Source organism: Lysinibacillus sp. CNPSo 3705 (assembly GCF_028674935.1).
Taxonomy (GTDB): Bacteria; Bacillota; Bacilli; order Bacillales_A; family Planococcaceae; genus Lysinibacillus.
Genome location: NZ_JAQZSD010000099.1, coordinates 1 through 11,332 on the forward strand (window position 1 = coordinate 1; position 11,332 = coordinate 11,332).

General features: G+C 35.4%; 15 protein-coding genes. 4 read left to right on the top strand and 11 right to left on the bottom strand.

Annotated elements, in window-relative coordinates:
* Window positions 1–205 precede the first annotated feature (205 nt).
* Together PVA17_RS23220 and PVA17_RS23225 are read right to left on the bottom strand one after the other, a co-directional pair.
* Entirely contained in the window at window positions 206–1,402 is a 1,197-nt protein-coding gene (locus PVA17_RS23220; protein WP_274069130.1) for an MFS transporter, read from the bottom strand.
* On the bottom strand, window positions 1,402–1,800 hold the full coding sequence (locus tag PVA17_RS23225) for a MarR family winged helix-turn-helix transcriptional regulator (protein WP_274069126.1): 399 nt from the start codon (window positions 1,798–1,800) through the stop codon (window positions 1,402–1,404). Before PVA17_RS23225 ends, PVA17_RS23220 begins: the two co-directional genes overlap by 1 nt.
* A gap of 234 nt (window positions 1,801–2,034) precedes the next feature.
* Here PVA17_RS23225 and PVA17_RS23230 point away from each other — a divergent pair, with 234 nt between their 5' ends.
* Window positions 2,035–2,589, top strand: a complete 555-nt coding sequence (locus PVA17_RS23230) for a DJ-1/PfpI family protein (RefSeq protein ID WP_274069127.1) — start codon at window positions 2,035–2,037, stop codon at window positions 2,587–2,589.
* A 37-nt stretch (window positions 2,590–2,626) separates the two neighbouring features.
* Here the strand turns inward: PVA17_RS23230 and PVA17_RS23235 are convergent, their stop codons facing one another.
* The 4 genes from PVA17_RS23235 to coaW form a co-directional block, all read right to left on the bottom strand.
* Window positions 2,627–2,953, bottom strand: a complete 327-nt coding sequence (locus PVA17_RS23235) for a DUF3889 domain-containing protein (RefSeq protein ID WP_132358925.1) — start codon at window positions 2,951–2,953, stop codon at window positions 2,627–2,629.
* Window positions 2,954–3,048: 95 nt separating this feature from the next.
* On the bottom strand, window positions 3,049–3,192 hold the full coding sequence (locus PVA17_RS23240) for a hypothetical protein (protein ID WP_185903432.1): 144 nt from the start codon (window positions 3,190–3,192) through the stop codon (window positions 3,049–3,051).
* Between the two features lie 21 nt (window positions 3,193–3,213).
* Window positions 3,214–3,450: a hypothetical protein gene (locus PVA17_RS23245; RefSeq protein ID WP_400719611.1), complete on the bottom strand. Its 237-nt coding sequence runs from the start codon at window positions 3,448–3,450 to the stop codon at window positions 3,214–3,216.
* 396 nt (window positions 3,451–3,846) lie between these two features.
* Window positions 3,847–4,683 carry a type II pantothenate kinase gene (gene coaW / locus PVA17_RS23250; protein ID WP_142508241.1) on the bottom strand — a complete coding sequence of 279 codons (837 nt, stop codon included), beginning with the start codon at window positions 4,681–4,683 and terminating at the stop codon, window positions 3,847–3,849.
* A gap of 744 nt (window positions 4,684–5,427) precedes the next feature.
* Here coaW and PVA17_RS23255 point away from each other — a divergent pair.
* Window positions 5,428–6,249 carry a squalene/phytoene synthase family protein gene (locus tag PVA17_RS23255; RefSeq protein ID WP_132358930.1) on the top strand — a complete coding sequence of 274 codons (822 nt, stop codon included), beginning with the start codon at window positions 5,428–5,430 and terminating at the stop codon, window positions 6,247–6,249.
* A gap of 58 nt (window positions 6,250–6,307) precedes the next feature.
* Here the strand turns inward: PVA17_RS23255 and PVA17_RS23260 are convergent, their stop codons facing one another.
* On the bottom strand, window positions 6,308–6,796 hold the full coding sequence (locus PVA17_RS23260; protein ID WP_132358933.1) for a metal-dependent hydrolase: 489 nt from the start codon (window positions 6,794–6,796) through the stop codon (window positions 6,308–6,310).
* A 207-nt stretch (window positions 6,797–7,003) separates the two neighbouring features.
* Here PVA17_RS23260 and PVA17_RS23265 point away from each other — a divergent pair, with 207 nt between their 5' ends.
* Window positions 7,004–8,248 carry a ferredoxin reductase family protein gene (locus PVA17_RS23265; RefSeq protein ID WP_274069128.1) on the top strand — a complete coding sequence of 415 codons (1,245 nt, stop codon included), beginning with the start codon at window positions 7,004–7,006 and terminating at the stop codon, window positions 8,246–8,248.
* 235 nt (window positions 8,249–8,483) lie between these two features.
* Window positions 8,484–9,077: a nitroreductase family protein gene (locus PVA17_RS23270; protein WP_132359439.1), complete on the top strand. Its 594-nt coding sequence runs from the start codon at window positions 8,484–8,486 to the stop codon at window positions 9,075–9,077.
* A gap of 213 nt (window positions 9,078–9,290) precedes the next feature.
* On the opposite strand, the gene PVA17_RS23275 is transcribed toward PVA17_RS23270, so the two are convergent.
* The 4 genes from PVA17_RS23275 to PVA17_RS23290 form a co-directional block, all read right to left on the bottom strand.
* Window positions 9,291–9,398, bottom strand: a complete 108-nt coding sequence (locus PVA17_RS23275) for a putative holin-like toxin (protein ID WP_220443510.1) — start codon at window positions 9,396–9,398, stop codon at window positions 9,291–9,293.
* 171 nt (window positions 9,399–9,569) lie between these two features.
* The gene (locus PVA17_RS23280) at window positions 9,570–9,797 is read right to left on the bottom strand and encodes a YdbC family protein (RefSeq protein WP_274069129.1); all 228 of its coding nucleotides are present in this window, start codon (window positions 9,795–9,797) and stop codon (window positions 9,570–9,572) included.
* Window positions 9,798–10,199: 402 nt separating this feature from the next.
* Window positions 10,200–10,523, bottom strand: coding sequence for a nucleoside triphosphate pyrophosphohydrolase (locus PVA17_RS23285; protein WP_132358939.1), 324 nt, complete (start codon window positions 10,521–10,523; stop codon window positions 10,200–10,202).
* Window positions 10,524–10,547: 24 nt separating this feature from the next.
* A complete protein-coding gene (locus PVA17_RS23290; protein WP_248718556.1) occupies window positions 10,548–11,234 on the bottom strand; it encodes a nuclease-related domain-containing protein in 687 nt (228 codons plus the stop codon).
* Window positions 11,235–11,332 lie beyond the last annotated feature (98 nt).

Below are 11,332 nucleotides of genomic sequence, written 5' to 3' on the forward strand. Positions count from 1 at the left end.
ATTCAAGGTGCTACAACGATATTCGCTGTCAATTTGAAACGGATATTAAAGCTACTAAACGAAAATGAATAAGGAATAGAGACAGAAATAAGGCACTTCTTGTTCAATTTTGAACAGGAAGTGCCTTATTTTTATCTGAAAAAGGTTCGCTATTATAAAACCGTAAGTTTTTCAGTACCCACGGGATGCCCCAACTGTTTTTTATTTATACATGTGCTACTTTTTTCGCTTTTATTTTTAATAAACGTATTAAATAAATGATAAAGACTACAACTAGCGAGCCTGCTCCAGTTAGATAGACAGAAGAATAGCCTACTTGCACGGCCACCATTCCTAAAATATAAGAGCCAAGCGCAATACCAATGTCAAACATCGTAAAGAACGTTGCTGTTGCATAACCGCTGCGTGTATGTGATGTAGACTGTATAGCTAATGCTTGTAAGCTTGTAGTTACTGCCCCATAGCCAAATCCAATAAAAATGGCTGCCAATAAAAATAGTGCTGGTCCTGAGACAAATGCGAGCATAACAAGACCGATAGCAAAGAGTATAATACCAGGTATAATAACAAACTGCGGCCCTTTTGTATCATAAAGTTTGCCTGTATATGGACGTGTAATAAGCATTGCTGCGGCAAAAACTGCATAAAATAGACTCGCTACAGCCATTAAATCTTTTTGCTGAGCGTAGACTGATAAAAACGATAAAACACTCGAATATGAAAAAGCTACTAAACTAGCAATCGCTGCAACTGGAAGTGCACGATATTCAAATAAATCATTAAATTTAAATGTCAATTTACCCTGATGATCTGACTTAGATAAATCATCAGTATTTATCGTTACAGCTAAAATGCCCCCTGCTAATATACAAATACTCATCACAATAAATAGCACATTAAAGCTACTATATTGAATAAGCAGCAAACCGATAAATGGTCCAATAACTACTGCTAAGTTAGTAGACATTGCAAAATAGCCTAGCCCTGCGCCTTTTCGATTGGCTGGCACTATATCTGCGGCTAAAGAGCCAGCTGCTGTTGTAATAACACTAAAAAATATCCCTTGAATAAAACGTAATCCTAGTAAAAGTCCAAAAGGATGAATAAATAAATAGAATACTGTACATAAAAAATAGCCTATTATTGATATAACTAAAAGCTTTTTCTTCCCAAAAACATCTAATAATTTACCCGAAAAAGGACGAACTATAATAGCTGATAATAAAAATCCTGATATTAACAATCCCGCTTCCTTGTCTGTCTGATGCAACTCACCGATCGCATATAACGGCAAAGTCGTTACCAATCCATAAAAAACAAAAAATACCGAGATATTTGTTAAAAAGAGACTAATAAACCGTTTCGTCCATATTGTTGTATTCCCCTCTTGCTGCACGTCTATCAACCTTTCATTTTTTCCAATAAAATTATAAATTGCTGTTGTTCTTCAACAGTCAATGCCCCTACCATTTCTTCCTCAAAAGCTAAGATGGTTTCAGTGATAGCAGGCAAATGTTCCTCTGCATATGGTGATAAAGTAACGATTTTTTCACGTTTATCTTCACCATCCATTCTAAGCACCCAACCTAAAGCCTCAAGTCGAGTAATTGCTCTAGTTATACTCGGTGCCTCAACATTTAAATACTTCCAAATTTGTGTTAATGTCATTGGCCCATGATTATGTAAGCAATATAAAATAGCCCATTGTGAGCTATACAAGTCGTGCTGTTTCAGTACTTCATTTAAACAATTCGTTAAATAACGACTTTTTTGGAATAAAGCATGAAAAATAGGATTCATGTTAGCGTCCTCCCCATTTATTTACCTAGCTAAATAAATACTATACGCTTCATTTTTTTCGCTGTAAAGTGTTTGAAGTTTTGATGGCGCATAACCACAGCGACTTACGTATTTGTACATCAGTGATTAGCTTACATTTTATCAGCGATTTTCTCCGACGTACTAACTATCAGAAGGGAATTTTTTAAAAGTGTCGAATTAAGCTAATAGATTACAAATAAAGGAGATGGAAGCATGGAGAAAAAGGTATTAATACTTGCAGGAGACGCAGTTGAAGCATTAGAAATTTTTTATCCTTATTACCGTTGTCTTGAGGCTGGCTATGATGTAACGATTGCAGCACCATCCGCAAAAAAATTACAGACTGTATTGCACGATTTTGTCGAAGGTATCGATACATACATCGAGCGTACAGCATATGGCATAGAAGCACACGCATCCTTCGCAGAAGTAGATCCAGCACAATTTGACGGACTCATCATTCCTGGTGGACGAGCGCCAGAATATATTCGATTAAATGAACATGTTCCAGCACTAGTGAGCCATTTCTTTGAAAAAAATAAACCAATCGCTGCTGTATGTCACGCAGCTCAAATATTCGCGACCATCCCAGAAAAATTGAAAGGACGTGAACTAACAGCCTATATTGCCTGCAAGCCCGAAGTTCAAGTAGCAGGTGCAACGTATATCGATTCTAATCTTCATACAGACGATAATTTAATTAGTGGTCATGCATGGCCAGATTTACCTGGCTTAATGCGAGAATTTATTCAAAAGCTAGAAAACTAACGGAATGAGGATGCCTGAAAGCAGGCATCCTCTTATTTTATGGAGTGGTTTCTTGGAATTCAATTTTCACTACTTTCTTTGTATTGGTGTCATATTTAATTCGAACATGTACACCGAATTCCTTGTCACTTTGCTTTAGCAAAAGTTTAAATTTTTCAATAGTGGCATCTTCAACAACCTCGCTTCCCTCATACAAATAATCGAGGATTTTTGCTTGAGGGTATTTTGCGTGTGTCTCTTTTATCGCTACTTTTCCCCATTGAGCATGAGCTGGAATTCCCTGTTGAGCATAAGTAATCGTTGGAGTGATGAATACAGTAAACAAGACAAGAAAAATGCCAAGTTTCACATAAAATTTTCGCAAGTTCATCAACCTTTCAATTTTTTTGGTATAAAGTAGCCAAAACAGCAAAAAATAAGTGCTCCTTAAGCATTCTCAACCTTAAGGAGCAATTTTCATTATCTTTTACTGGATTGTTTTGGTTGTTGAGGATTGTTATGAATTACTTGATTAAATTCTGCTGAATATTCTTCACGATCATTTCTTTTATGTGTATCTTCTTTCTTTTTCTTTTTGAAGCTCGTTTTATTTTTCTTTGCCATTATTTAAGCCCCCAATTTCGGTTATTTATTTTTGTTGGACTGCTGATTTTTCTTATGGTTCGTTTTATTATCTTTATTTTTGGCTTTCGCATCAAATTCTGCAGCGAATTCTTCATTGAGATTGTCATTCGGGTTATTGTTATTACTATTTGATTTATCGAGGTCTATTTTTTTGTAGGTATCAAAAGGATTATGCGTTCTCACATTCATTGTTTTATTGTTGTTTTTGTTGTTTCTATTGGTGTTTCTATTGGCCACGGATATTCACCTCCTACATGTAATGTGCTCAGGATAAAAGGTTTTATGCTTTGGGGATAACTGCAGGCATTACTAAAAGGTTTCCAGTCCAATCAATTTTCGCCTTGGTATAATTGCGTCCGAATGAGGCTTTGGGCCAACATCGCGAAAGCGGCATGAAGTTGGTCACACAGTCCTGTGTTGTTGTTTTGTTGTTGTTTACGCTTTCACACAGACAAATTGCCGCAGGATGTGGCGTCTTTTACAGTAGTTGTTTGGAAAAACGAACCACATCTGATTCGTTCAGCTCTTCTTTCCGTCGCTCTGTTTTCATCCTCCTTATACGTAGAACTCTTCTACGGAATGAAGATAAAAAAAATGCACATCACTAACTTTAATTAGTAATGCACATTGTATTTAGACAATCGTATATTCAGTTATATTTAATAATGCACCAACTGCACCTGAAAAACCGTGGTCATTAATAAAGACAGGTGTATGCTTTTTCGTACGAGTGTAATTGGCAATAACACGTGTAAGATGATCATTATTACTTAAAGTTGAGCCAATATAAACGATATGTTGAGCATTTTTTTCTTCAGCATATTGAATACTAAGTGTGGTAATAACCTCACCTACTAGTCCTTGTACAGTTGCAATAATATCTTCTGTTGGATGTTTGATGGATTCCGTAATACCAACTTTCCCAAAATTACTAGCTGTCAGTTGCCCATCAATAGGTGTGTCCATCCCTTGATAAATATCCTTTACTAGTAAATCAATCTCTTCTCGATTACCTTTAGAGGCCAGTTCTCTTATTTCATTGTAATCCGTGATGCCAGTTGTAAGCGCTGACAATCCAATCAATGTTCCACCACCAACGCCAGTACCACCAACACGAACATGCGTATTATCTTCCATATAATGAATTGAAGTACCAGTACCAATATTAGTAATCATACTTCTCTCAAAGAAGTAGCCCTCTTTATGCAATAAAAATCGAACGCCCTTCAATGTGGCTTCAAACTCTACTATATAATGAATCGATTTCATTGTTTTGATGACATCCAGTAATTGTTCTGTACGCCCTCCCGTAACTCCAATATCCTCAATATCTGGATGATTAATAATCCAATTCTGCACTGCTAGCAAATCATTTGACGGGAAAGTTATTAAAACGAGCTCATTATGCTCATCTAAATAAGCAACTTTTGTCAATGTTCCGCCTGCATCAATACCTATAGCCTTTGGCATACCATTCTCCTTTGACTTTACGTACAATCTCTATTTCAGATGGTGAGATATATACTAGATTTTGCTTGTATTCAAGAGGCGATTAGAAGCCCGTTGAATAACGTTCATGCCTCCACAAATATCACGGATTTTGCAAGGAGTTATTGTGCCAAAATCCGATGTATTGTATTTCAGTACCGAAAGTAAATCAACTGCTACAATTACTCGAAAAGTGAAGTTGTATCTCTGTCCTTCCTAAACTTTAACGCTGTTGAAATAAATGTGCAATAACTTAGCAAACTTTCATGAAAAAAAGACGAAAAATATCAATTTTTTTCTATTAATCACACGATTTTCGTCGCATTTTTATAACTTTAACATTATTCTACTATAAAAACACAAAAGAACTGAAAATGCAATGACACTCAGTGCATTATAGTTTCTAGTTAAAAATTAAAAGTTGAGCGCTAATTCCTGAAAGTGTTCTGATAAAACTAAAAAACGTATGTCATATGAACTAGTTGATGGCGACTCCTAGGGGAATTAGCTGATATCTTCCAAAAGTTCGCTTCTTGAAATCAATTTTGCTATTGAAGTCCTACCTATAAAAATTGCAATCTCGTTATTCGTTATTAATCCCCACTTTGTCTTAATTTATACCATTTGAAAATAGTTGATTATAAATTGAACAATCTGTTTTATCTTTCATCATTTTTACGATACGATATACTATAGATGTGTGACCATTTGAACGGAGGAATACAAGTGAAAGATCAAAAAAAACTTTATAAAGAAGCGATGCAGGTTTTAAAGGAAACTAGTCGCACTTTTTATATACCGATTACTTTTTTAAAAAACGATTTAAAATTATCTGTGGCAGCCGCGTATTTAGCAATGCGTGCCATAGATGAAATTGAGGATCATGAAAACCTTTCTAATGACGTAAAATTCGATTTACTTAATGCAACAAGTGAGTTATTAAAGGAATCATTTAATGCTGATGCCTATGAAGCATTATTAGCGCCATATGTAGATCAGCTACCTGAAGTATCTCTTCGTTTAGCAGATTGGCTAACGTTTTGTCCTGAGGGCTCCCGTAAAATTGTCCAAGCTTCAACAAGTGAAATGGCATTTGGGATGGCAAAATGGGCAAAAGCAAACTGGCAGGTGCATACGCGAGAGGATTTAGATGATTATACATACTACGTTGCAGGGCTTGTTGGGACAATGCTGTCTGAGCTTTGGGCGTGGGGTGCTGACATTCAAACAGATCGCGATTTAGCTATTGGCTATGGCCGTGGTCTCCAAGCAGTCAATATTTTACGTAATCAGCATGAGGATATGGACGAGCGCGGAGTAAGTTTCGTTCCTGATGGCTGGACACGTGAAGATTTATTTGCATATGCAGAGGAAAATCTCGCGAAAGCGGATCTTTATATGAAAGATATTAATAAACGTACTGTATTATTATTCTGTCGTCTACCACTTGCATTAGCCCATAAAACATTGAAGGCAATGCAAGAAGGTCGTGAAAAAATGTCACGAGCAGAAGTAGAACAAACAGTCGAAGAGGTACAGGCTGACTAAAACTTATACCATTTAAACAGCCCCAGTATGAGAAATTCTCGTACTGGGGCTGTTTTAGTTATACGGACTGAACTAGATTAACAATCATTTCATAACTAAAAAAGACTGAAAGCATCGTTAACAACATAAATACTACCTTTTCAGCTTTACTACCCGTTTTTATAGTCATAGGTAGACGTACTGAAATGGATACTGGGAAGAACAGCTTAACACCCTTCTTCGTCCCCATATCAAGGAAAACATGACTTGCCATCCCTAATAAAATGCCTAGTGAAATGGATTCGTAAGGTATAAACGTATGTAGTAACATCCCTACTAGAAATAAAAAAAGCAAACTATGTGTAAATGAACGATGTCCAAACAAAGTATTGACGATCTTTGAAATAACGGGAAACTTCCTCCCGATTTTGCTGCCTCCATGGCAAATATCTGGAAGTAATGCACCGATAACGCCCGCTCCTACTAAAACAAGTGGATTATCATTAGAAATTTGTGCAAAAGCAAGGCTAGCAGTGATGCCCCCGATAATATGTGTATTCCCTTGCATTATTTACTTCTACTCCTTATATCTCTATATTTTTACCCTTCTTAATTTAACACACCCCAGCGCAAAAGGGAACATATATTCCGAACGTATAATCCCTTTTTTGTTAACAAATAACTTTCATATCAAATTAAAAATATCAGAAACATTTCAGGTTCTTATTGTATATATAAGGTATTTAGAGATAAAAATGAATATTGGAGGTTATTTATGAAATCTATCAAAGGAATTTTGTTTATCATACTAATTATGAGTAGTAGTGCTTTACTGTGGTCTTTCGCTACACCTATAGAACCTATTCAGTCAGTTAACAGGCTCAGCCACATCATTGGGGGCATGGCTATTACAGGCTTCTTTCTTGTCTTTTTGCTAGCAACAAGAATGAAAATGTTTGAGCGTTGGTTCCATGGTCTAGAAAATGTTTATTTTTATCATAAATCTTTAGCCATTTTTTCACTAGTATTAGTGGTAATTCATGGTCAATTACAAGATCTGGTCCCCCACTGGGATAAAGTACAAAGAACTTCACTTAGTGAATTTGCGAAAGAACTAGGATCACTTGGTCAATATGGTTTCATAGCGTTAATTGTCATTGCGCTTTTTGCTAAATTTCTAAAATATGAGCACTGGCGCATCTTTCATCGGTTAATGCTTATTCCTTATACATTTGGAATTTATCATGCCTATTTTTCAAGCAGATACGATTTATTGCAGCCTACACCTTTAGGAATTTTCACAGCAATTACTACAACTATTGGATTTATGTCCGCATTATATATGCTGACGATGTATCAGGATATGTTTTTCAAATATACAGGCAACATTACAGGAATCAAGAAAATGAGCTCCAATGTTATTGAACTGGAGCTAACTCTTGAAAGAAGCCTCCCCTTTCGTCATGGACAATTTATTTTTATCAAAATTATGCAAGATGGCATAGAAAAGGCGCCTCATCCCTTTTCAATTTCAGGTGGCGATGGAAAAAAATTATTTGTCACTATAAAGGCGGTTGGTGATTTCACAAAAAAAGTATATGATTCAGTTCAACTGAATACACCCATCACACTTGATGGTCCTTATGGTCATTTAAACTTTGAAAATGGAACGCAAAAACAAATTTGGATAGCTGGGGGTATAGGGATTACTCCATTTTTATCTTATTTGCAATCACAACCATTGGATCGTAATATTGAGTTATTTTACACTTATCATGGTCAAAACAATGCTATCTATAAAGATTTTTTACAGGAGTATGCAATAACTAATCAACAATTCAAAGTGAACTTTATTGATACTACCCAAATGGACAGGCTTTCATTTGAAAATTTTTCAGTGCCCCCACAAACAAGTATTTTTATGTGTGGCCCCGAAAAAATGCTAAAACATTTTGCCAAGCAATTGAAAACCCACAATAAAGATATAAACGTTGACTTCGAGGCATTTAAATTTAAATAATAATTATCGATTATGCCCTAGCATCATCGCGTCTGAAATCCGTGGAGGCTTTAGGTCAACACAGGTTTTTTGCGCGGAAGTGTAGCGCAGCTGTTTGGACACCCGTTGACAGAAGTTAATCAATTTCGAGCAATTTACTTGGAATTTCAAAAAGTATATCGTATAGTAAAATCTCATCAAAAATAAAGGAGATCTTTTGACTTTGACTACACCAATAAGTTATTTAAATAAAGTAATGCATGATCGTAAATCTGTTCGTAAATATGAAGCTACTTATAAAATTCCTCAATCAGATTTAGAGGAATTACTTGTGAAGGCAACAACCGCTCCATCATCAAGTAATTTACAACCTTGGCGCTTTTTAGTGATCCAAGATGAGGAAGTAAAAAAGGAACTACGTTTAATTGCAAATAACCAGGAGCAAGTAGAAACTGCGTCTGCCATCATTGCGGTTCTAGGCGATACCGCAATGTACAATAATGTTGAAGAAATCTATACAAAAAACGTCGAGCTTGGCTATATGGATGAAGCAACAAAAAACATGATGATTGAAAATTCATTAAAGATTTATTCAAACCTTCCGACAGAAGTTCTAAAAAATATAGCTACATTTGATGCAGGCTTAATTTCTATGCAAATCATGCTTTTAGCAAAAGATATGGGCTATGATACAGTTACAATGGGTGGCTTCAATAAAGAGGCTTTTGCGAAGCGCTTTGCATTAACAGATAATCTAGTGCCAATTGTCTTAATCGCTATCGGAAAAGCAGCAGCACCAGCTTACGGCTCATCTCGTTTAGCGCTAAATGACATCGCAAAATTCATTTAATCCAAGAGAAAGACTGTATCAATTACGCTTGGCATAAAATGCTCGCTAAAATGAAGAAAAATGTTCTTTTTCGAATAAATATGATACACTAAATATAGAATAAAAAAGACTGGATGCGTCAACATCCAGTCAAAGCAACAATCATGCCGCAACGATAGCGGCTGACCAAGTTAAAGTTATAGCAATAGCCACCTTACTTAGCCGGCAGGGTGGCTATTTCTTTTTATTTTGAGAGACAATAATGCTAAGCATCAGTGTCAGTACTGCAATTAGCAAAAGGCTACACTGCACAATCAAACTGAATGCTTCAAATACTGTCATCCGCCTCACCCCCCTTCAAAAGGGAGTTCAGCCGCCACCTGCATTATGAATTGTTGCTATTGTTAGTCTAACAATTTTACGAAATATATTCTATGGAAAATCCCCAGAAAATTTAAAATTGCTACTCACTTACATAATTAGTCAAACAACTCTAAAGAGTTGCTCTGTACATTAGTTTAAGTCTGACAATTTAGCTAATGACTCTTTCAAAAGCTGTAATTCAGACAGTGACAACGTAACACCCTTCCCCATCTTTGTACGATCTTCCGACCAATCTCTAATATCGTATTTCGGCTCATGACCATTCCAGCTAATTAGATTCAATTCTTTTTTCCATCCTTTATTGCCTTCGGATAATACCGCAACTGTTTCAACAATTTCGTATTTAATTTCAGCCATATTCATTCCTCCTTAGTGTACCTGTAATAAGAACTATATCTTGAACTAATAGGATTATCAAACGTGACAACACTTGCAATAATTACACTTCCTAAGAAATGTAAAATATATCAGAATTAATCTTGTGTTATTCCGTCATAAAATTGATTTTTTACCTTGTGTACCTTCCTTGGTTCTCATAACGTCGTATATCCGTTCATTATTGAGTAATCATATAAATTGAGTATTAACTTTTCATCTACATTGTATAAATTTTCAAGCAATGCTTTAAAAACACATACTTATAAGAAGTTGCGACTGATGAACGATAGTAAAAATTATTCAGATGATGCCAAATCTGATCCTCAGTTACCTATTGTTCACGTATTTCACCGACCTTTAATTCATGCGACATGCTTCCTCCTACTCCTTCACCTCAACTAAATATATACCTTTCGCAAAGCCTCCGCATTTGCTCTTCTTCTGAGCACGTATTTGTTCTAATTGTTCATAGGGCACGTCGTACATTTGTATAGCTGTATGTACTAATTCTAAAATATCCGCAAGTTCCTCAACGGCCTCTTTTGGTGAGGCTGCCTCTAGAAATTCTAATGCTTCTTCTTGCATTTTCACTTTTATTTCCTCTAAGTGTTCTCCTTGTTCTAATTCTCTTATGCTACATGTTTTACCATTCTCTTCAATTACTTGAGGAATTAAATCACGTACTAATTTATTGTATATTGGCATGCCAACTGTCCCCTTTACATAAGATTATTTTCCATATTTCTGCTGAATCGTTTGAATATGTTGTTTTTTGACTTCATTGGATACTTGCATTTGAGGTACAAGCTTATTGTAAATTGCTTGAATATCGTCTTGAGAGAAAAACTGTTTTGCAGTTTGCTTTTGTGTTTGGATAAAACGCCCAACATTCTCTCGTTTTATAACATGAACATTTTGGGAAGTTACTACCACTTTTTTTAATGTACAGCGTTCACTAAAAACAATGACTGAATGAATTGCATCTTTCGGGAGGTCTAAAAAATCTTGAATTGCACGGATATGCGTAGCATTTTGACGGATTGGATTAAAAAATTTATATTTTTTCTTATTCGGCATCGTTTGTGTCCATTGTTGTTGTGTTTCATTGCCAAAAATCCAACCACTATAGTTTTTTGACTCAATTACATAAAGACCAGTTCGATCAATATAAAGTAAATCAATCTCCGTTAATTCATCTGAATTTCTTTTTGGAATATAGACATTTAATAATTGTCTATGACTTTGTAAGGCATGCCGTTCAATAATCTTCGATGTTAAGTACTCACCATTTCTCCCTTTATTTAGTTTAACTGCAAAGTAATTATTTTTTGTCTGTTTATAATAGACACTTTTCCGATAATGTTTTTCCATAAAGTAAAAGCTTATCACTATCGATATTAAAATTATAATTAGCATAAACACCCCACCCATTTATTGTTTTTTTACCTCAATAAGGAAAAAATCCTAAAACTATTATACCAATATTACTATGGATATTTTTAGGTTTACATTAG